The organism is Ralstonia mannitolilytica (assembly GCF_905397375.1).
GTDB lineage: Bacteria > Pseudomonadota > Gammaproteobacteria > Burkholderiales > Burkholderiaceae > Ralstonia > Ralstonia mannitolilytica.
Map to the genome: position 1 here is coordinate 942,079 of NZ_CAJPVG010000001.1, position 18,310 is coordinate 960,388.

22 protein-coding genes are annotated in these 18,310 nt (G+C 67.1%); 9 read left to right on the forward strand and 13 right to left on the reverse strand.

Annotated elements, in window-relative coordinates; translation table 11 throughout:
* Positions 1-175 precede the first annotated feature (175 nt).
* Positions 176-1,402 (forward strand): MFS transporter, encoded by a 1,227-nt coding sequence (locus KHN96_RS04200; protein ID WP_045218644.1) that lies wholly within the window; start codon positions 176-178, stop codon positions 1,400-1,402.
* Positions 1,403-1,416: 14 nt separating this feature from the next.
* On the opposite strand, the gene KHN96_RS04205 is transcribed toward KHN96_RS04200, so the two are convergent.
* The 3 genes from KHN96_RS04205 to KHN96_RS04215 form a co-directional block, all read right to left on the reverse strand.
* Positions 1,417-2,085, reverse strand: coding sequence for a phosphoribosyltransferase (locus KHN96_RS04205; protein WP_045218641.1), 669 nt, complete (start codon positions 2,083-2,085; stop codon positions 1,417-1,419).
* A 13-nt stretch (positions 2,086-2,098) separates the two neighbouring features.
* Positions 2,099-2,659, reverse strand: a complete 561-nt coding sequence (locus KHN96_RS04210; RefSeq protein ID WP_045218639.1) for an HdeD family acid-resistance protein — start codon at positions 2,657-2,659, stop codon at positions 2,099-2,101.
* A 158-nt stretch (positions 2,660-2,817) separates the two neighbouring features.
* The gene (locus tag KHN96_RS04215; RefSeq protein WP_062738112.1) at positions 2,818-3,444 is read right to left on the reverse strand and encodes a LysE family transporter; all 627 of its coding nucleotides are present in this window, start codon (positions 3,442-3,444) and stop codon (positions 2,818-2,820) included.
* 102 nt (positions 3,445-3,546) lie between these two features.
* Here KHN96_RS04215 and KHN96_RS04220 point away from each other — a divergent pair, with 102 nt between their 5' ends.
* Positions 3,547-4,413, forward strand: coding sequence for a LysR substrate-binding domain-containing protein (locus KHN96_RS04220; RefSeq protein WP_062738258.1), 867 nt, complete (start codon positions 3,547-3,549; stop codon positions 4,411-4,413).
* Here KHN96_RS04220 and KHN96_RS04225 read toward each other — a convergent pair.
* The 4 genes from KHN96_RS04225 to KHN96_RS04240 form a co-directional block, all read right to left on the reverse strand.
* Entirely contained in the window at positions 4,410-4,685 is a 276-nt protein-coding gene (locus KHN96_RS04225; RefSeq protein ID WP_062738113.1) for a CppA family protein, read from the reverse strand. The genes KHN96_RS04220 and KHN96_RS04225 overlap by 4 nt on opposite strands.
* A 99-nt stretch (positions 4,686-4,784) precedes the next feature.
* Positions 4,785-5,687, reverse strand: a complete 903-nt coding sequence (locus KHN96_RS04230; protein WP_062738114.1) for an MBL fold metallo-hydrolase — start codon at positions 5,685-5,687, stop codon at positions 4,785-4,787.
* 36 nt (positions 5,688-5,723) lie between these two features.
* Positions 5,724-6,488 (reverse strand): SDR family oxidoreductase, encoded by a 765-nt coding sequence (locus tag KHN96_RS04235; protein WP_045218631.1) that lies wholly within the window; start codon positions 6,486-6,488, stop codon positions 5,724-5,726.
* Positions 6,489-6,533: 45 nt separating this feature from the next.
* On the reverse strand, positions 6,534-7,208 hold the full coding sequence (locus tag KHN96_RS04240; RefSeq protein ID WP_045218629.1) for a histidine phosphatase family protein: 675 nt from the start codon (positions 7,206-7,208) through the stop codon (positions 6,534-6,536).
* 225 nt (positions 7,209-7,433) lie between these two features.
* Here KHN96_RS04240 and KHN96_RS04245 point away from each other — a divergent pair, with 225 nt between their 5' ends.
* Complete coding sequence (locus KHN96_RS04245) at positions 7,434-8,555, forward strand: beta-ketoacyl-ACP synthase III (RefSeq protein ID WP_045218626.1); 1,122 nt, start codon at positions 7,434-7,436, stop codon at positions 8,553-8,555.
* 3 nt (positions 8,556-8,558) lie between these two features.
* Here the strand turns inward: KHN96_RS04245 and KHN96_RS04250 are convergent, their stop codons facing one another.
* Positions 8,559-9,413: a LysR family transcriptional regulator gene (locus tag KHN96_RS04250; protein WP_062738115.1), complete on the reverse strand. Its 855-nt coding sequence runs from the start codon at positions 9,411-9,413 to the stop codon at positions 8,559-8,561.
* Positions 9,414-9,515: 102 nt separating this feature from the next.
* Here KHN96_RS04250 and KHN96_RS04255 point away from each other — a divergent pair, with 102 nt between their 5' ends.
* The gene (locus KHN96_RS04255; protein ID WP_045220282.1) at positions 9,516-9,899 is read left to right on the forward strand and encodes a tautomerase family protein; all 384 of its coding nucleotides are present in this window, start codon (positions 9,516-9,518) and stop codon (positions 9,897-9,899) included.
* Positions 9,896-10,021, forward strand: a complete 126-nt coding sequence (locus KHN96_RS22905) for a hypothetical protein (protein WP_258558496.1) — start codon at positions 9,896-9,898, stop codon at positions 10,019-10,021. The genes KHN96_RS04255 and KHN96_RS22905 overlap by 4 nt, the downstream gene beginning before the upstream one ends.
* On the opposite strand, the gene KHN96_RS04260 is transcribed toward KHN96_RS22905, so the two are convergent.
* Together KHN96_RS04260 and KHN96_RS04265 are read right to left on the reverse strand one after the other, a co-directional pair.
* Positions 10,011-10,967, reverse strand: coding sequence for an SRPBCC family protein (locus tag KHN96_RS04260; RefSeq protein ID WP_045218622.1), 957 nt, complete (start codon positions 10,965-10,967; stop codon positions 10,011-10,013). The genes KHN96_RS22905 and KHN96_RS04260 overlap by 11 nt on opposite strands.
* On the reverse strand, positions 10,951-11,307 hold the full coding sequence (locus KHN96_RS04265) for an ArsR/SmtB family transcription factor (protein WP_045218620.1): 357 nt from the start codon (positions 11,305-11,307) through the stop codon (positions 10,951-10,953). The genes KHN96_RS04260 and KHN96_RS04265 overlap by 17 nt, the downstream gene beginning before the upstream one ends.
* A 115-nt stretch (positions 11,308-11,422) precedes the next feature.
* Here KHN96_RS04265 and KHN96_RS04270 point away from each other — a divergent pair, with 115 nt between their 5' ends.
* Genes KHN96_RS04270 through KHN96_RS04280 form a run of 3 tightly spaced genes read left to right on the forward strand, consistent with a single transcriptional unit; the run spans position 11,423 to position 13,523 of the window.
* On the forward strand, positions 11,423-12,310 hold the full coding sequence (locus KHN96_RS04270) for an alpha/beta hydrolase family protein (protein WP_062738117.1): 888 nt from the start codon (positions 11,423-11,425) through the stop codon (positions 12,308-12,310).
* Positions 12,307-12,741: a MarR family winged helix-turn-helix transcriptional regulator gene (locus KHN96_RS04275; RefSeq protein WP_045218616.1), complete on the forward strand. Its 435-nt coding sequence runs from the start codon at positions 12,307-12,309 to the stop codon at positions 12,739-12,741. The genes KHN96_RS04270 and KHN96_RS04275 overlap by 4 nt, the downstream gene beginning before the upstream one ends.
* A complete protein-coding gene (locus KHN96_RS04280; protein ID WP_062738118.1) occupies positions 12,738-13,523 on the forward strand; it encodes an enoyl-CoA hydratase-related protein in 786 nt (261 codons plus the stop codon). Before KHN96_RS04275 ends, KHN96_RS04280 begins: the two co-directional genes overlap by 4 nt.
* A gap of 109 nt (positions 13,524-13,632) precedes the next feature.
* Here the strand turns inward: KHN96_RS04280 and KHN96_RS04285 are convergent, their stop codons facing one another.
* Positions 13,633-14,067, reverse strand: a complete 435-nt coding sequence (locus tag KHN96_RS04285; RefSeq protein WP_045218612.1) for a DUF3005 domain-containing protein — start codon at positions 14,065-14,067, stop codon at positions 13,633-13,635.
* Positions 14,068-14,129: 62 nt separating this feature from the next.
* Positions 14,130-15,548 carry an aminotransferase-like domain-containing protein gene (locus tag KHN96_RS04290; protein WP_045218610.1) on the reverse strand — a complete coding sequence of 473 codons (1,419 nt, stop codon included), beginning with the start codon at positions 15,546-15,548 and terminating at the stop codon, positions 14,130-14,132.
* 189 nt (positions 15,549-15,737) lie between these two features.
* Between KHN96_RS04290 and KHN96_RS04295 the strand changes: the two genes are divergently transcribed.
* Positions 15,738-17,249 carry a M20 family peptidase gene (locus tag KHN96_RS04295; RefSeq protein ID WP_062738119.1) on the forward strand — a complete coding sequence of 504 codons (1,512 nt, stop codon included), beginning with the start codon at positions 15,738-15,740 and terminating at the stop codon, positions 17,247-17,249.
* A 2-nt stretch (positions 17,250-17,251) separates the two neighbouring features.
* On the opposite strand, the gene KHN96_RS04300 is transcribed toward KHN96_RS04295, so the two are convergent.
* Positions 17,252-18,220 carry a TauD/TfdA dioxygenase family protein gene (locus KHN96_RS04300; protein ID WP_062738120.1) on the reverse strand — a complete coding sequence of 323 codons (969 nt, stop codon included), beginning with the start codon at positions 18,218-18,220 and terminating at the stop codon, positions 17,252-17,254.
* Positions 18,221-18,310 lie beyond the last annotated feature (90 nt).

An 18,310-nucleotide genomic window follows, 5' to 3' on the forward strand; every position in this document is an offset into this window, starting at 1 on the left:
GCTGGCGGAGCAGACGGCGTGCGTAGGCCTGACGCTTCTGCTCCGACAATAAATTGTCCGGTTCGCGCTAATCATTGTCGAATGTGCGGTAACGCGCCTGCACCGTTTAGGCGCAAGATTCGAGGTCGCAACGCCTCGTTGCCGTCTCGCTTCCACTCTTCACCGCACATCCATCATGCAAACCACCGCAAACGGCACAGCCGCCTCCGCGCAGGCTGACAAGACCGGCTTTGGCGTGATCGGCGCCATCAGCTTCGCGCACTTCCTCAACGACATGATGCAGTCGTTGATCCTGGCGATCTATCCGCTGCTCAAGAGCAACTTCCAGCTCGACTTCGCCCATATCGGTCTGATCACGCTCGTGTACCAGATCACGGCATCGCTGCTGCAGCCGATGGTCGGGTTGTATACCGACAAGCACCCGAAGCCGTATTCGCTGGCGGTGGGCATGGGCTTCACGCTGGTGGGGCTGCTGCTGATGTCGATGGCGCCCAACTTCGGGATGCTGCTGCTGGCGGCGGCGCTGGTGGGCACGGGTTCGTCGATCTTCCACCCGGAGTCGTCGCGCGTGGCGCGCATGGCGTCGGGCGGGCGGCACGGGCTGGCGCAGTCGCTGTTCCAGGTGGGCGGCAACGTGGGCAGCGCGATGGGGCCGCTGCTGGCCGCGCTCATCATCATGCCGTATGGGCAGCACAGCCTGGCGTGGTTCTCGATTGCGGCGCTCGTCGCCATCTTTGTGCTGTACCACGTGGGCGGCTGGTACAAGCGCGAGCGTGCGGCTGGCCATGGCCGCAAGGCGGGTGCGCGCGCGCATGCGGCCGTGAAGCTGTCGGGGGGGCAGGTGGCGTTTGCGATGACGCTGCTGGTGGTGCTGCTGTTCTCCAAGTACTTCTACCTCGCCAGCCTGAACAGCTATTACACGTTCTACCTGATCACCAAGTTCCAGCTGTCGGCGCAGACGTCGCAGCTGTTCCTGTTCCTCTTCCTGTTCTCGGTGGCGGTGGGCACGATCGTGGGCGGCCCCATCGGCGACCGCGTCGGCCGCAAGCTGGTGATCTGGGTGTCGATCCTGGGTGTGGCGCCGTTCACGCTGCTGCTGCCGTACGCCAACCTGTTCTGGACGGCCGTGCTGACGGTGATCATCGGGCTGGTGCTGGCCTCGGCGTTCTCGGCCATCCTCGTGTATGCGCAGGAGCTGATCCCGGGCAAGGTGGGGATGGTGTCCGGCCTGTTCTTCGGGTTTGCGTTCGGGCTGGGCGGCATTGGCGCGGCCGTGCTCGGCAAGCTGGCCGATGCGACTGACATCTACTACGTCTATCACCTGTGCTCGTTCCTGCCGCTGATCGGCCTGCTGACGGTGTTCCTGCCGGACATCGAGCGCAAGCGCCTGCAGGCCGCCTGAATCCGCACTGAACCTCAGTGGTTGCGCTGCCGCGCATCGGCCAGCAGCGCGATCACTTCACTGTCTTCGGTCTGGTCGAAATTGCGGTAGTACTGGCCGACGGCCTGAAAGCTCGGGTCGGGCGCCGCGATCAGGCAAACGCCGTCATCGACTTCGGCGCGCAGCGCTTGCCATGTGGTGTCGGGCGCGACCGGCACGGCCAGCGCCAGCCGTGCGGGGCGTGCGACCCGTACGGCGCCAAGCGCCGCGCGCACCGTCGCGCCGGTGGCAACGCCATCGTCCGTGACGATGACCGTCGCGCCCGCCAAGGGCGTCGGCGTGACGCCGTAGCGTGCGCGCCGGCGCTCCATCTCGGCCAGCTCCTGCGTCGTCACGGCGTCCAGGTACGCTTGCGTCGGCGCGAGGGTGCGGAGCAGGGCGGTATTCCATTCCACGTGGGGCGGCATCCCGGCGCCGCAGTCTGCCAGCGCCCCGAGCGCCAGTTCCGGCTGCAACGGCGCCCCGAGTTTGCGCACGAGCAGCACGCCGAGCACCGCTTGCACGGCCCGCGCGATCGCGTGGCCGACGGGCACGCCGCCACGGGGCAGCGCCAGCACGACGCGCGGCTCGCCCAGCTTGAGCGAGGCCAGTGCATCGGCCAATTGCCGGCCGGCGTCAAGGCGGTCTCGGAAGGGCGCAGACATGACGGGCGCGGCGTCATGCAAACGCCCGTGCGGATCCGCTGCGTCCCCAGTTGCGCACCCGCAGCGCGGCCAGGATCAGCGCGATGCCCCACACGATGGCCCATGCGCCGATCCACCACAACACGGCCAGCACGCCGGCCTCGGGCCCCCACAGCAGCCAGCCGGCCAGCAGCACGCTCGCGATGCCGCCCAGGATCAGCCACCACTCGCCGGCGAGTTCTTCACGCAGGCGCACTGCCACGACGATCTGCAGTACACCCTGCGCAAGCAGCCATGCGGCGATGTACAGCAACAGGCCCAGCGCCGTCACGGCAGGGTGGATCAGCGTCAGCACACCGACCGCCACGCCAAGGAGCCCCTGCAGCACCAGCGGCCAGCGGTCATGCGATGGTGTGTGGCTGCCAAACGACGTGGCCAGCAGCAGACACCCTTCGACCAGCGCATACGCGCCAAACGCCAGCACCAGCGCCGCGAGCGTGGCCGCCGGCACGACAAACGCGCCAACGCCGATCAGCAGCGCACACATGCCGCGCAGCGCGAGCACCCACCACAGCCTGGAAAGCGTATGCAGCATGAATCGCCCCGTGGAAGCCAACCAGAAAGCGACCGCGCGCCGGAGCGCGGCGAGCGATCGCTGGTCTTTCCAAGGTAGAGCAACGGGCTGCCAGGCTCAATCGCGGCGTGCGCAGCGGGTGGAGTGGGCGTCGCAATGCGCCCACGCTGGGTGCGGCGTCAGGCGAGCCGCGCCAGGCCAAGCGCCAACCCGAGCCCGATGAGGATCATGCCGATGATGCGATCCACGGTCCGCTGCCGTGCCACGAGGGAGCGCCGCAACGCGCCAGAGGCAAACACCGTAGCGACCAGCGCAAACCACGCCGCATGCGCCGTCGACATGAACAGCCCGTAGCCGAACTGCGCGGCCAGCGGCGTGCCTGGGTGAACCAACTGCGTGTATGTGCTGACGACGAAGAGCGTCGTTTTGGGGTTCAGCGCGTTGGTGAAAAAGCCCAGGCGCAGGGCCGCCGCAGTGGACAGCGCACGAGGCGCCGCAGGCCCGGCTGAATTTTCGCCGGGCAAGGGTGCCGTGGCAGACAGCGTCTTCCAGCCGATCCACACCAGATAGGCGGCGCCCACCAGCTTGATGCCATGGAGCAGTGCCGGCGCATGGGCAATCAGCAGCCCCACACCGAACATCGTATAGAACACGTGCACCTGCACGCCGAGCGCAATGCCAAGCGCGCACAGCACGCCGGCACGGCGGCCGTACAGCAGGCTGTTGCGCGTGACCATGGCGAAGTCGGCGCCCGGGCTGATGACGGCCAGAAGTGTGATGACGGCAACGGCAACGAGTTCGGCCATGTTGGGCAGCCTGCGCAGAGTCGGGATGCGCAGATTCTGGCCGCGCCGGTGATCGCTGAAAATCGATTTATGATGCCGTATTTCAGTGATGAAAACTCACAGATGGCACTTCCGCCGCTCAATACCTTGCGTGTGTTCGAAGCCGCCGCGCGGCATGGCAGCTTTGTACGTGCCGCGCAGGAACTGCATGTCACGCATGGAGCTGTCAGCCGCCAGATACGGCTTCTGGAAGACTCGCTGGGCGTGGCGCTGTTCGCGCGGCGCAACCGTGCCGTCTTCCTTACGCCGGCCGGCGAGCAGTTGCGCGCGGCGGCTGCCGATGCGTTCTCGATTCTCACGGATAGCATCGACCGGATCGCGCGCCGCGCGGCGTCTTCCACGCTGGTGGTTTCCTGCGAGCCGACGCTGGCGATGCGCTGGCTGATCCCCCGTCTGTCGCGCTTCCAGGCACGGCACCCGCACGTGCAGGTGCATCTGTTTGCCGCCGGCGGTCCCATTGATTTCAAGCGCACCGGCGTCGACGTGGCGGTGCGCCGCAACGATTTCGCGTGGCCCGCGCATGTGCACGCAGCACCGATCTGCGACGAATGGATCGGCCCCGTGCACGCGCCGTCAACCGACACCGTGGCGCGACGGCGTCTGCTGCATACCGCTACGCGCCCCGACGCCTGGCAGACCTGGTGGCGCGTCAGCGGGCTCGCGCGCCCACGCGGCCGCTTGCCCGAGGCGCGCTATGAACACTTCTACCTGAGTCTGCAGGCGGCCCTGGCTGGGCAGGGCGTTGCGATCGCGTCCAAGCTGATGGCCGGCGACGACCTCAAGGACGGCCGCCTCGTGGCGCCCGAGGGGTTCCGGCGGGATGGCTCCGCATATTGCCTGCTGGCAGACGCACCGATTGCTCCCGACAGCGCTGCCGGCGCCTGGCTGGCGTGGCTGCGCGAGGAAACAGCGGCAACGCTGGCCGCCTAGACTGCCGCGTGGCGGTTTGACCCGCGCAGGATGGCGCGGATGGTCGCGAGATACGACTCGCCCACGGCCCGGTTGAGCGGCCGCGCACGCGTTGCGCGTTTGCGCGGCGGCGGCGTCAGGCTCAGCGTGCGGCACACCTCCGACGCATACGGCCGCCCGCGCCCGCCCATGCGCATCACGACTTCGCACAAGGCTTGATCGCCCAGGCGCTCACGCAGCCATGCCACGGTCTGGCGGTCATACTCGTTTTCGATGCGGATCAGGTCGTCCATGATGGGCTGTACAAATTTACAGTTACTGTAAATATATACAGTTACCCGCGGATTGCAAGGATGCGTTGCACGCGTGCCGCGCCCCTGCAATCGGGGCCCTCAATTGGCGTGATAGCGCCCCTCGTCATCCATCCGCACGCGGCCATCGCGCCCGAGCTCGGCCAAGTGCTGCGAGATCGTGCGCGTCTCGGCGCTCACCACCCACAGGGCCTCGTGGCCCGGCGGATACAGCAGGCGCTGCTCGACCAGTTGCGCCAATGTTTTCGGAGACGAACGCAGCATCGCCAGCAAGCGCTGTTCACGTTCATCGAGCTTGGCGGTGTAGGCGGCGAGGTCGCGCAGGAAATGGTCGCGGTCGGTATAGATGCCGCGGTGGTGCGACGTCACCCACACCTTGGCCCGAATGTCGGGCAGCCGCTCCAGGCTGCGGCGGAAATCGCGCAGGCTGGAGCAGGCATCGCCGTAATAAGGGCCGAAGCCGGTCAGGTCGATGTCGCCGATAAAGGCCACGCCTTCCGGCTCGACCACCAGGACGGTATGGCCGGCAGTGTGCCCCGGCATGTGGTACGCGCGGATCTGCGCGCGGCCCAGGTCCCACGTGGCGCCATCTGTGTAGCCTTGTGCATCGGGGCGCGGCGCGTAGAAGAAATCCCGCTGGATGTTCGCCAGCATCGCCGGGGCCTGTGCCTCTTCGATGCCGTAGTGGGCGACCATGCCCGCCCAGCTGCGCACTGCAGCCAGGTCGGCTTCGTTCACATGCACGCTGGCGTGCGGAAGGCGATGCAGGCCCGCCATGTGGTCTTCATGCGCGTGGCCCATCACCACCAGTTCCGTCGCGTCGAACTCCGGGCCGATGTGGTTGGAGACGATCGGCGTGTCGAAGGCCGCCAGTGTGTCCGCACCGCGGATGACGACCTGGTTGCCGTCGGGATACTTCCCGCGCTTCTCGCCAAAGAAGACGGACACGCGGCCGAAGTCGGCGCGCTGGATGGCGGTATTCATGGTGCGGCGTCCTGGTGCACGTGCAATCCGTGCATCTTAGACCGTCATGCCGCCATCGACGACGATGCATTCGCCGTTGGTGTAGCTCGCCGCGTCGGAGACGAGATACAGCACCGTGCCGGCCATCTCGCGGGGCTCGGCATGGCGGCGCAGCGGGATCTCGTTGATCCAGCGTTCGTACGTGGCCTTGTCTTCGAACAGAGCACCGGCAAACTTGGTCTTGGTCAGGCCCGGCAGCAGCGCGTTGACGCGGATGCCCAGCGGCCCGCATTCCTTCGCGAAGGCGCGTGTCATGTTGACGACCGCCGCCTTGGTGATGGAGTAGATGCCTTGCTTGTCACCCGGCCGCAGCGCGTTGACCGACGCCGTGTTGACGATCGCACCGCCGCCCTGCGCGCGCATCATCTTGCCGGCCTCGACCGACATGAAGAAATAGCCGCGCACGTTGACCTCCACGGTTTTTTCGTAGGCCGCGAGGTCGGTGTCGAGAATGTGGCCGAAGTAGGGGTTGGCCGCCGCGTTGTTGACCAGGATGTCGAGCCGGCCGTGCGTGTTGCGAATCTGCGCGAAGGCCGCCTCGATGTCTTCCATGCGCCCGACGTGGCAGGCCAGCGCTTCGGCCTTGCCGCCCGATGCGCGGATGCCCTCGGCCACGGCCTCGCAGTCGGCCAGCTTGCGGCTCGAGACGATCACGTAGGCGCCTTGCTGGGCGAGCAGCTTGGCGATTTCTTCGCCAATGCCGCGGCTCGCGCCGGTGACGAGCGCGATTTTTCCGGTCAGATCGAACAGGCTGGTGCTCATGTTGTGCTCCTCCAATGGTGGTCGGGTCGGCCGCCGTTCAGGTGTTCAGCCGTAAGTGTGGAAAGCGCGCCGCTGCGGGTCGTCCAGGTGCGGAATGCCGTTGAACGTGGCAAGCTGGAACGATTCCGCATTGAAGAAGTACTGAGAGACGCTGCTGTTGCGGATCTGCAGGTTGAGCGCGATGGCGCTCGTAGGCGGCGCTTGCAGGACCTGCTGTGCCATCACGGCAATCGGGCCGCCCGAGCTGACGGCAAGCACGCGCTGCCCGCTGCCGCGCTGGATGGCGGCCCGCGCGTCGGCCACGCGCTGCTGGAATGCGGCCCATGTCTCGGGCAGCGGCCCGCGGATCTTGTCGTCCGACCACAGATGCAGCACCTGCTTGAGCGCGCGGTAATGGTCGCGCATCGACCCGGAGGCGAGCTTCGTCAGCTCGGGAAAGTCCTCGCCCAGTGCGGCAAACAGCCCTTGGAAGTCGTATTCGTTCAGGCCGGCATGCTGCTCGTACGCCGTGCCGGCCGCGCCCATGCCGCGCAGGATGCCGTCGACGGTCTGCTCGTGACGGCGCAGCGTCCCGCAGACGATGCGGTCGAATACGATGTCGTGCCGCGCGAAGTACTCGCCGAGCCAGACGCTCTGCTGGTGGCCGAGCTCGGAAAGCTGGTCATAATCGGCCGCGCCGAAGGACGCCTGTCCATGCCGTACGAGATAGAGCTCCGCCATCGCCGTCTGCCAAAACCGAAGGGGATCCAGATTAGCGGCCCCCGCACTATTTTTGAAATTTATTCTTTGAATGACCGGTAATGCATAAAATGAATAGTCCGACGGCCTGAACTGAGACGGGAAGGGCAGCGCCCGGCGTTAGATGTAAACGACCAGACGCGACCGGCCGCCGCGCAGGTCCGATGTGCTATCGTCGCCGCCACCAAAATTTCACAAAAAGCGGGTATGCACGACGTTGTCATCAGCGGGACGGGGCTCTGGGTTGCGCCGGAGGTCATCACCAACGAGGAGCTGGTCGCCTCGTTCAATGCATACGCGCAGCGCTACAACGACGCGCATGCCGCGGCGATTGCAGCAGGAGAGCTGGCGCCGCTGCAACCTTCGTCCGCCGAATTCATCGAGAAGGCCTCGGGCATCCGCCAGCGCTACGTGGTGGAAAAGACCGGCGTGCTGGACCCGGCGCGCATGCGCCCGAAGCTCGCTCCACGCCCGGACGACGTGCTGTCGCTGCAGGCAGAAATTGGCGTGGCCGCCGCCCGCGAGGCGCTGGCCGCTGCCGGGCGCGACGCTGCCGACGTCGACATGCTGATCTGCGCAACGTCGAACTTCCAGCGGCCGTATCCGGCATTGGGCGTGGAAATCCAGAACGGCATTGGCGCGGGCGGCTATGCGTTCGACATGAACGTCGCGTGTTCGTCGGCCACGTTCGGGCTGGAGCAGGCGATCAACGCGGTGCGCAGCGGCACGGCCCGCGCGGCGCTGGTCGTGAGCCCCGAGATCACCTCCGGCCACCTCGACTGGAAAGACCGCGATTGCCATTTCATCTTCGGCGATGTCTGCACGGCCGTGCTGGTGGAACGCGCCCAAGAGACGCGCTCCACCGACGCCTGGCGTGTGCTCGGCACCCAGTGTGCGACGCGCTTTTCCAACAACATCCGCAACAACGCCGGCTACCTCTCACGCAGCGAAGACCGCAACCCCGACGACCGCGACCAGCTCTTCCGCCAGGAGGGCCGCAAGGTCTTCAAGGAAGTCTGCCCGATGGCGGCCGAGCACATCGCCGCGCATCTGCAGGCGCTCGGCCATGCGCCCGCGGATGTGCGGCGCTTCTGGCTGCATCAGGCCAACCTGGCGATGAACCAGCTGATCGGCAAGCGCCTGCTTGGGCACGATGCCTCGGCCGACGAGGCGCCGGTCATTCTGGATGAATTCGCCAACACGGCATCGGCCGGCTCGATCATTGCGTTCCACCGTCATCGCGCCGACTTGAAGACGGGCGACCTGGGCATGATCTGCTCGTTTGGCGCGGGCTATTCGATCGGCAGCGTGGCGGTGCAGAAGCAGTAACGCTCAGCGCGCCGCCGTGGCGCGCAGCGCGGAGGCAAACGTGCGCAGCGCCTTGGTCGCGACCGTGTCGGCCAGCCGCGAATGCAGCACCACGCTGCGCGCAGGCAGCGGCGGCAAGCCCAGCGGCCCCGTCATGTCGACGGTGCCAGGCGGCGCCACCCGGCGGCTCAGCGCCGCGACGGCCAGGCCCGCCGCAGCGGCGGCCCCCACGGTGGCGACCCCGCCGCCGATGAACACCTCCTGCCACGCAATGCCTGCCTGATCGAGCGCGGCCACCGCCATCTGGCGCACGCGGCAGGATTCCGACTGCATGGCGAGCCGGATCGGCTCGCCGGCATGCTGCGTGAAGTCTGGCGCGGCCATCCAGCCGAACGGCTCTTCCATGAGCACATCGCCGTCGGTGCGCCGATTGTCGTGGCGCAGCACGATCGCGGCGTCCAGGCCGCCGTTGTCGAAGGTCTCGAGGATCTCCCAGGAGCTGGCAATGCGGATCTCCAGCGTCAGCGACGGTTCGGCCAACCCCATCTGGCGCAGCAGGCGCGGCAGCTCCGCGCCAACGATGTGGTGGCTGATACCGACCGACAGCCGCCGCCGTTCCACTCCAAACGCCCCAAGCGCGCCTTCGTGCGCTGCGACGAGCTCGCGCGCCGCGCCCAGGAAGGCAGCCCCATCCTGCGAGAGCCGCACCACCCGTGGCGTGCGCTCCAGCAGGCGACGGCCGAGCGCATCCTCCAGCCGCTTGATCTTCAAGCTCACAGCCGATTGTGTGGAGTCCATGACCTCCGCGGCGCGGGTGAAGCTCTTCAGGTCGGCCGTCAGCACGAAGGCCTGCACGGCCTCCAGATCGAGCATCTTCATCGTTCAATCATTAAGAACTGCAATGACTGAAATATCTTAGGATGGCTTTTTGAAATGAACAATTCGGAGCATGCTGTGCGCATCCTCACCCCGGAGCCCACCATGCCTCTCGTTCAAGTGTCGTTGCGGCGGGGCAAGCCTGCCGCGTATCACCAGGCCATTTTCGACGGCGTCTATCGCGCGATGCGGGAGACGTTCAACGTGCCGGAGGACGACCGCTTCATGACGCTCACCGAGCACGACGCCAGCACCTTCAGCGTCAGCCCAACGTACTTCGGCATCGCGCGCAGCGACGACGTTGTGATCCTCCAGATCACCGCCAACAACACGCGCAATCTTGAGCAGAAGCAGGCGCTCTATCGCCGCATCGTCGAGCTGCTGGGCGACAAGCCTGGCATACGGCCCGAAGACGTCTTCATCAACCTCGTGGAGGTGCTGCCTGAGAACTGGTCGTTCGGCCATGGCCTCGCGCAGTATGCAAAATGACGCCGCGCCAGGCGCTTCTGGCGCACCTGGGCGGCGTGCTATGGGCGGCGGTGCTGATCGTGGGCGCGGCGTTCACGTTGGCGGTGATCGCGCGCGACGTATTGCAGAGGCTCAGTCCTTGAGCGAATTGCCCAGCATGTCGAGCAGGAACTGCGTGCCGCGCTCGCGCGATCCGGCATCGTCGTAGCCGTCGAGGAAGGCGCCTTGCTCGGTCATGACGAGGCGTGTGCCAGCGCCATCGTTGGCGGGCTTCAGCTCGAGCGTGGCGAGTGAGGCGGAGATCTTGCGATCGTCCAGGTGCATCACGTACGAGTAGACGACGCGCTCGTCCGGAATGACGTCGTGGTACGTGGCCTCGAAGCTGGACACCACACCGCTGTCCCACCGGCCCTTGAGCACTTCGCGGCCGCCGGGGCGGGCGTCCATTTCGCGCACGAGCTGCGTGTAGCCGTTGCCGCCGGCAAACCATTTGGCCTTGGCCGACGGGTCGGTGAGCGCCTTGAAGACGCGCGAGCGCGGTGCGTCATACGTGCGCTCCACGGTGAACGTCGCATGCACGACCGAGCGCTGGACGCCATCGGCCAACGGCACGCGCGCGGCTTCGCGCTCCAGCTTGTCCAGCGTCTGCTTCCAGCCTTCGGACGCACCCTTGATCATCATCTCGGCAATCGGAGCCAGCGGCGTGTGGGTCTGCGTGACCTCCATGCGCGTGCCGCCGCAGTCTTCGGCAAACGTGACGACGGTGTGGGCGTTCATCAGCGGGCGGTTGTCGGCGTCCACCACGTTCATGTCGATGACCAGGCGCGCGTTGGGCACGATCTCCAGGAAGTGCCCGCGCGACCAGTGGTCTTGCCCTTCGGGCGAGCGCATGCACACGTCAAACTTGCCGCCCACGCGAAACTCGACCGTCGCATCGGGCACCGTGAAATGCATCGGGCAGAACCAGCGCTTGATGTGTTCAGCGGTGCTCCAGGCCTGGAAGACCCAGTCGCGCGAGACGGGGAAGGTGCGCGACATCACGAGTGGGGGCAGCGCAGTGCCTGCGGGCTGGTCAACGGTCGTCGTCATGCGTGTCTCCTTGGGTCTTGAGTGTTTCGAGGTAAGCGCCCAGGCGGTCGAAGTGCTGCTCCCACTCCAGGCGTCGTTGGTTGATCCACTGCTCAGCGAGGCTCAGCGCCCCGGGTTCGATACGGCACGTGCGCACGCGGCCCACCTTTTCCGATCGCACGAGACCGGAGTTTTCCAGCACCGCCAGGTGTTGCATCACGGCCGGGAGCGAGATGTCGAGCGGCTCGGCCAGCTCGCTCACGGAAGCCGGCCCGCGAACGAGCTGCACCAGCATCGCGCGCCGGTTGCCATCGGCCAGCGCCTGGAAGGCGAGATCGAGAGAAGTGTCATGGTTAAGCATGTTGTTAACTATAGTGGCCCCGGATAGTTAAGCAAGGACTTCATTGTTTGAAGGTTGACGGCGGCATTTACTTCGCATACAAAGTAAAAACTTCGCATACGAAATAATCGATCCGATGGATGGCACGCCGCACACCATTCCCGCCGGAGACGGCTACCCGCTCGGCGCCATGCTCTGGCAGGCGGCCGGAACACCGCAGGGCGTGGTGGTCATGCACCCGGCCACCGGTGTGCCGCAGCGCATCTACCAGGCGTTCGCCACGTTCCTGGCATCGCGCGGCTTTCACGCCATCACGTACGACTACCGAGGCATCGGCGCGTCGCGGCCCAGCAGCCTGCGTCGCTTTGCCGCCCGCATGCGCGACTGGGCGTTGCTCGACGCAGACGGCGTGATGCGCTGGGCGCGGGCGCGGTATCCGCAGCTGCCGCAACTGGCGATCGGGCATTCGGTCGGCGGCCACGCCATCGGCCTGTGCTGTGCGGATTGGGACGTCGCCGGCGTTGTGCAGGTGGCCTCGCATACGGGCAACTCGCGCTTCATCCGCAGCCGGGCGGAGCGCTGGCGTGTCGAGCTCATCCTGCGCGGCGTGGGCCCGCTGTTTGCCCGGCTGATCGGCTATGTGCCCGGCAAGCGCCTGGGCCTGGGCGAAGACCTCCCGGGTGGCGTGGCGATCGAGTGGGGCGCCTGGGCCAGCATGCCGCGCTATTTCTTCGACGACCCGACGCTCGGCGCCATCGGGCGCTTCAACCGCGTCACGCATCCAGTGCTCGTCTACGGCTTTGACGACGACCCCTGGGCCACGCCCGCCGCCATCCATGCGCTCACGATGCACTTCACGAACACCCGGGTCGAGCGCCGGCAGATCGCGCCTGCGCAGGCCGGCGGGCCGGTCGGGCACATGGGCTTCTTCCGCCCGCAGTTTTCCGCCACGCTCTGGCCCGGCCTGGCGGACTGGCTGAGCGAGCGCGCCGCAGCACATCGCGCTGAGGTGCAAGCCGCATGACCGCACCCGATCGCCGCCTCGTCTATCTCATCAACGTCGGGCAGCGCCGCCTGCAGCGCTGGATCCAGACGCGCACCGGCGAGGGCGTGACCGCTGCCCAGTCCGGCCTGCTGTTCTTCCTGGAGAAGAACGACGGAGCGCTGATGCGCGAAGCCGGTGCCGCGCTGGACCTCGGCCCCTCCGCCATGAGCGGCCTCGTGGACCGCACCGCCGACGCCGGCCTCATCGAGCGCCGCCCCGACGCCAGGGACGGCCGCGCGTGGCAGCTCTGGCTCACGCCGGCCGGCCGCGCCGCACTCGTCGAAACGCGCAAGGGCCTGACCGAACTGAACGCGCGCCTGACCGAAGGTTTTACCGACGCCGAGATCGACGTTGTCGCCCGCTGGCTCGCCAGCCTGCAAACCAAGTTCCCCACCGGAGACGAGCAATGACCGAACACATCCAGCGGCAGCACGCCGATGGCATCTTGACCCTCACCCTGGCCCGCGCCGACAAGAAGAACGCCATCACCGATGCGATGTACGGGGCGCTGGCCGACGCGCTGGAGGCGGCCGAGCACAACAGCGCCGTCCGCGTGGTGCTGCTGCGCGCCGAGGGCGACATGTTCTCGGCCGGCAACGACATCGGCGAGTTTGCTTCGATTGCCGTGTCCGCCGGCAGCGGCAGCGGCAGCGGTGAGCGCAACGTCATCCGCTTTCTGCATGCGCTTGCGCGCGCCACGCGCCCGCTGGTGGCGGCGGTGCAGGGGCGTGCGGTGGGCATCGGCACAACGATGCTGCTGCATTGCGACTTCGTGCTGCTGGCCGACGACGCGCAGCTCTCCACGCCGTTCGTCAACCTGGCGCTGGTGCCGGAGGCTGCATCGAGCCTGCTGATGCCGGCGCGCCTTGGTCATGTGCGCGCATTCGAGATGTTCGCCCTGGGCGATGCGGTGAGCGCGCAGTCGGCGCTTGCGTGGGGCCTGGCCAACCGCGTGGTGCCGCTATACCAGCTCGGCACCGAGGCGAGGGCGATTGCCGAGCGACTGGCGCGCCAGCCGCTGGGCGCACTCACCGAAACCAAGCGCCTGATGCGCAACGCCGAGCTGCTCAGGCAGCAGATGGACGCGGAGAGCGCCTGCTTTGCGCGGCGCCTGAAATCGCCCGAGGCGCATGAGGCGTTCCGGGCGTTCGTCGATCGGCGGCCGCCCAATTTCAACGCTGTCGCGCACTGAGCGCGGTGGTGTCTCCTTCGGCAGCCCTGGTCCGGCTGCCTTTTTTGTTTTCACACGGCCAGGCGCCCCTGCGTGGCCGCCGCAGATCGTCGCCTTCATGCCGGCGCTGTCATTCCGGTCGGGGCTCCCCCTCATCGTCTTCCAGCGAGAAACGCCGCGCGGCGCGCGTGCCATTGCGCACCGTCTCGTCGACGACGCCCTTGTGCACCACCTTGTGTCCGGCCGCCGCAGCCACGGTCGGCTGCCCCTGACTGGGCCGGCTGTCGATGCCGGCAATGGGCGAGTCGGGGTCGTCCGGGTGGGCATTGGTGAGCGACGCGTTCGAATAGATGACGTTGTCTTGCCACTGCGATGGGTCCTTGGCGGCTTCCAGGCTCTTGCCGTCGGTATCCACGGTATTGTCGGACGCCTCGGTGCCGGCCGTATCGACCGAGCGGATGCGCTGTGAAGCCTGCTGCACCGGGTCCGTCGGTACCGGGCCGGCGACGTAGGTGCTGTCTGCGGGCAGCGGCGGGCGGGCAGAGCGGAATTTGTCGGAGTGCATGACGGGGCTCCTGAGTGGACGGCGGACGGCTACCGTGCCGCAACGGTCATGCCCGCGCGTATTCAGGGGCGCTTGCGCGTCGCCCGTTTGCCGGCCTCCCGCAGGAAGGCAAGCGCGCGCGGTTCGGTGGCATACGCGCTGTTGATGCGCACCCACGGCGACACCTCCATGTTGGGCCGGAAGTAATGGCCGGGGGCGAGCGTCACACCGTGCTTTTCCGCCATGGCGGCAAGGTCGCGCGAATCGTCGACATGCGGCACGCGCGCCCACAGGAAGTTGCCGCCCGACGGATGGTGAAACACCTCCCAGCCCGCGTCGGCCAGCGCATCGAGCGAGGCGATGACCGAATCCCCCGCGCGCTGGCGCAGCCGTTCGACGTACTTGCGATACGCGCCTCGCTCCAGCAGCGTGGCGACCACGGCTTCGGCAAAGCGCGAACCGCCTACGCTGGTGAGCATCTTCACGTTGGTCAGGTCGTGCACCAGCTCGCGCTTGGCGATCAGGTAGCCGACCGGCAATGACGCCGACACGGTCTTGGAAAAACCGCCCACGTAGATCACGTGCTCCATCTGGTCCAGCGTGGCGAGGCGGGCGGTCGGCTCGGCCTGCAGGTCGGCAAAGATGTCGTCTTCCAGGAACACGAAGCCGTGGCGCCGCGCGAGTTCCAGCAGCCGGAATGCCACCGGCGGCGACACCGTGGAACCGGTGGGGTTCTGCAGCACGCTGTTGATGAAGAACAGCTTGGGGCGATGCTCGCGCAGCATGGCTTCGGCCACCTCGACGTCCGGCCCGTCGGCCTTGCGCGGAATGCCGACCAGCTTCACGCCCAGCAGCCGCAGCAGGCCGAACACGGTGTAGTAGCCGGGGTCTTCCACGAAGACGGTGTCCCCGGGCTTGAGCATGTGGCGGATGACGAGGTCGATGGCCTGGCTCGTGCCCGCGGTGATGAGCACATTGGCGGGCTCGGCGTGGATGCCGAGCTGACGCGCACGCATCATGACCTGGTGGCGTAGCGTGGTGTTGCCAAGCGGCGTGGAGTAGTCGATGACGGCGTGCGTATCCGTGCGCGAGACCTGGCGGATGGCCTGCGTGAGGCCATCGACGTCGCGCCAGTCGGCCGGCACGAAACCACCGCCGAGCTTGAGCATGCCGTCGGGATAGCTGAACTGCTCGAAGATGTGCTTGGACTCGGCCTCCGCGCGGCGCGGGTCTGACCAGCCGCGTCCGTCGCGCCCGGTCAGCCCGCTTTCGGCCACGTAGAAGCCCGAGCCGTGGCGCGAGTCCAGCAGGCCCAGCGACACGAGCCGGTCATACGCTTCGATCACCGGGAAGCGGCTGATGCCGTACTCTGCCGCCATGTGCCGGATGGACGGCAGCCTGGCGCCAGGCCGGACGTCGTTGTCGCGGATCCACGCCTGCACGCCGGCCACGATCTGGTCGGCGATGGGCACGCCGGTGGTGGCGTCGATCTGGAGTTTCATGGCGGGGGAGGGTTGCCGGAAGCTGCCGAACACATCGGCAAGACTGTTCACAAGTGTTCGCTGCATTGTAATCCTGGGAAACCCGCCCCTCGGCGTGATGGCCACTGCACCGGGTTGCAGTGATACTTGTCATCCGGAGGCGGTGCGAAGAGGCCCGCAGGGCAGTTCACCATGAGGAGCGGATTCCCAATGAATGCATGGACGAAGCGTCGCGGCGCAGTGGTCGGGCGGCTGCTGTTGGCGGTGGTTGCGGTGGTGGTCGTGCTGGCGCTGTGCGTGGCCGTCAATACGTGGCGGCACGGCTCGCGCCAGCTCGATGTGCCGCCCGTGACGCCGGTGGCGGTGGACGGTGCTGCGGCAGCGGCGCACCTGGCCGAAGCCGTGCGCGCCCGCACGGTCTCCAGCGTCACCGACGCGCAGTTGAACGCCGACCAGTTCCGCCAGCTGCACGCCATGCTGCAGGCGCGTTACCCCAGGGCCCACGCAGTGCTCCAGCGCGAACTCGTGGGCGATTTCGCCTTGCTTTACACGTGGAAGGGCTCCGACCCGTCGTTGAAGCCCATCATGCTGATGGCGCACCAGGACGTCGTGCCCATCGCCCCCGGCACCGAGGGCGACTGGACGGAGCCGCCCTTTGCCGGCGTGGTGAAGGACGGCATGGTCTGGGGCCGCGGCGCGTGGGACGACAAGGGCAACCTGATCTCGCAGATGGAAGCCATCGAGCTGCTGGCCGCCGGCGGTTTCCAGCCGCGCCGCACCATCCACCTGGCCTTTGGCGCCGACGAGGAAGTGGGCGGCGACCGCGGCGCCCGGCAGATCGCCGCGCTGCTCAAGTCGCGTGGCGAGCGGCTCGATTTCGTGATCGACGAAGGGCTGCTGATTACCGAGGGCGTGCTGCCGGGCCTGACCAAGCCGGCCGCGCTGATCGGGGTGGCGGAAAAGGGTTTTCTCTCGGTGCAGCTGAAGGTGGCGGCAACGCCGGGGCATTCGTCGATGCCGCCGCCGCCCGGCCAGAGCGCCATCGCCATGATGAGCGCCACGCTCAAGCGGCTGGACGACGATCAGCTGCCCGCCGGCATCCGCGGCGTTGCGCAGGAGATGTTTGCCACGCTGGCACCCGAAATGCACGGTTTCAGCCGCGTCGCGCTGTCGAACCTGTGGCTGTTCGGGCCGATGGTGCAGAAGCAGCTGGAAGCGTCCGGCAGCTCCAACGCCATGCTGCGCACCACCACAGCGCTGACCATCGTGCAGGCCGGCAACAAAGACAACGTCCTGCCGGGCCGCGCCGAGGCCACGGTCAATTTCCGCCTGCTGCCCGGCGACACCATTGCGTCCGTCACCGCGCACGTGGAAGACGCCGCCAAGACCGCCGCGCCGCAGGGCAAGTTCGAACTGAGCAAGCTGCCCGGCTCAAGCGAGGCGTCGCCCGTGTCGCCCACGCAGTCGGCGTCGTATCAGCTGATCAACAAGACGGTGCGTGAGCTGTTTCCGGGCACGGTGGTGGCGCCGGGCCTGATGATCGGTGCCACGGATTCGCGCCACATGACCGGGATTGCCGACCATGTGTATCGCTTTTCGCCGGTGCGCGCGCGGCCCGAAGACCTGCCGCGCTTTCATGGCACCAACGAACGCATCACCGAGGCCAACCTGGTGGAGCTGATCCGCTTCTACCACCGGCTGGTGCAGCAGGCGGCCGGCTGAACTCAGTGCGCGGCGGCCACCAGTGCGTCGATGTGCGCATCGTTGGTGGCCTCGGGGCGGCGCAGTTGCGTGCTGCGTGTGCCGTCCACGGAGATGGCCGTGTCGCCGTGCACCGTCACGCGGCGCACCACGCGCGGCTGGTTGCCGTAATCGTTGATGGCGTAGTGCTGCGTGGCACGGTTGTCCCAGATGGCGACGTCGTCCTGCCGCCATTGCCAGCGCACGGTGTTCTCCAGCCGCGTCACGCGCTGCTGCAGCAGCTCGAACAGCCGCGCAGACTCGCTGCCCGACACGCCGGCAAAGCGTTTGACGAAATGGCCCAGCAGCAGGGCGCGTTCGCTCGTCTCGGGATGGACATGCACAACCGGATGCGACGCCTCGTACACGGCGGCGGTGAATACGTCGCGGTGATGCCGCAGGCGCGCCTCGTTGATCTGCGTGCGTTCGGCACCGTAGTCGTAGTCGTTGGTATGGACGGCCCAGAGCTGCTCGGCGAGCTGCTTGAGCGTGTCGGGCAGCTGCTCGTAGGCGCGCGCGGTGTTGGCCCACACCGTGTCGCCGCCGTAGGCCGGAATCGTCACGGCCCGCAGGATCGACACCTTCGGAAACGCATCGAGAAACGTCACGTCGGTGTGCCAGGAATCGGCCCGGCCGCCGCCCTTTGAAGCATCGAGTTCGAACAGCTGCGTGCCGGTCGGCGCGGGCACCGTCGGGTGCGCGACGATGCGGCCAAAACGCTTGCCGAACGCCTGGTGCTGCTCGTCGTCCAGATGCCGCTGGTCGCGAAAGAACAACACCTTGTACTTGAGCAGGGCGGCGTACAGGCTGGCGAACGTGTCTTCGGGCAGGTCCGCGCCCAGCTTGACGTCAAGCACCTCGCCGCCGATATGTCCGGCCACCCGGCGCACCCGCAGGGTTCCGAACGTTGTGTCGATGGCGCTGTCGTGGTTCTCGCTGGGGTCGTGCGGCATGGGCGGCTCCGGCAAATAGGGCAATGGCCCATGCTAGCCAGCCGCCGCCGCGCACAGAACGAACGGATTGACATATCCAAATGCAGTTCT

Bases quoted from the DNA above. Each gene is read 5' to 3' on its own strand.
- KHN96_RS04200 (WP_045218644.1), top strand. From the start codon at position 176: ATGCAAACCACCGCAAACGGCACAGCCGCCTCCGCGCAGGCTGACAAG.
- KHN96_RS04205 (WP_045218641.1), bottom strand. From the start codon at position 2,085: ATGTCTGCGCCCTTCCGAGACCGCCTTGACGCCGGCCGGCAATTGGCC.
- KHN96_RS04210 (WP_045218639.1), bottom strand. From the start codon at position 2,659: ATGCTGCATACGCTTTCCAGGCTGTGGTGGGTGCTCGCGCTGCGCGGC.
- KHN96_RS04215 (WP_062738112.1), bottom strand. From the start codon at position 3,444: ATGGCCGAACTCGTTGCCGTTGCCGTCATCACACTTCTGGCCGTCATC.
- KHN96_RS04220 (WP_062738258.1), top strand. From the start codon at position 3,547: ATGGCACTTCCGCCGCTCAATACCTTGCGTGTGTTCGAAGCCGCCGCG.
- KHN96_RS04225 (WP_062738113.1), bottom strand. From the start codon at position 4,685: ATGGACGACCTGATCCGCATCGAAAACGAGTATGACCGCCAGACCGTG.
- KHN96_RS04230 (WP_062738114.1), bottom strand. From the start codon at position 5,687: ATGAATACCGCCATCCAGCGCGCCGACTTCGGCCGCGTGTCCGTCTTC.
- KHN96_RS04235 (WP_045218631.1), bottom strand. From the start codon at position 6,488: ATGAGCACCAGCCTGTTCGATCTGACCGGAAAAATCGCGCTCGTCACC.
- KHN96_RS04240 (WP_045218629.1), bottom strand. From the start codon at position 7,208: ATGGCGGAGCTCTATCTCGTACGGCATGGACAGGCGTCCTTCGGCGCG.
- KHN96_RS04245 (WP_045218626.1), top strand. From the start codon at position 7,434: ATGCACGACGTTGTCATCAGCGGGACGGGGCTCTGGGTTGCGCCGGAG.
- KHN96_RS04250 (WP_062738115.1), bottom strand. From the start codon at position 9,413: ATGAAGATGCTCGATCTGGAGGCCGTGCAGGCCTTCGTGCTGACGGCC.
- KHN96_RS04255 (WP_045220282.1), top strand. From the start codon at position 9,516: ATGCCTCTCGTTCAAGTGTCGTTGCGGCGGGGCAAGCCTGCCGCGTAT.
- KHN96_RS22905 (WP_258558496.1), top strand. From the start codon at position 9,896: ATGACGCCGCGCCAGGCGCTTCTGGCGCACCTGGGCGGCGTGCTATGG.
- KHN96_RS04260 (WP_045218622.1), bottom strand. From the start codon at position 10,967: ATGACGACGACCGTTGACCAGCCCGCAGGCACTGCGCTGCCCCCACTC.
- KHN96_RS04265 (WP_045218620.1), bottom strand. From the start codon at position 11,307: ATGCTTAACCATGACACTTCTCTCGATCTCGCCTTCCAGGCGCTGGCC.
- KHN96_RS04270 (WP_062738117.1), top strand. From the start codon at position 11,423: ATGGATGGCACGCCGCACACCATTCCCGCCGGAGACGGCTACCCGCTC.
- KHN96_RS04275 (WP_045218616.1), top strand. From the start codon at position 12,307: ATGACCGCACCCGATCGCCGCCTCGTCTATCTCATCAACGTCGGGCAG.
- KHN96_RS04280 (WP_062738118.1), top strand. From the start codon at position 12,738: ATGACCGAACACATCCAGCGGCAGCACGCCGATGGCATCTTGACCCTC.
- KHN96_RS04285 (WP_045218612.1), bottom strand. From the start codon at position 14,067: ATGCACTCCGACAAATTCCGCTCTGCCCGCCCGCCGCTGCCCGCAGAC.
- KHN96_RS04290 (WP_045218610.1), bottom strand. From the start codon at position 15,548: ATGAAACTCCAGATCGACGCCACCACCGGCGTGCCCATCGCCGACCAG.
- KHN96_RS04295 (WP_062738119.1), top strand. From the start codon at position 15,738: ATGAATGCATGGACGAAGCGTCGCGGCGCAGTGGTCGGGCGGCTGCTG.
- KHN96_RS04300 (WP_062738120.1), bottom strand. From the start codon at position 18,220: ATGCCGCACGACCCCAGCGAGAACCACGACAGCGCCATCGACACAACG.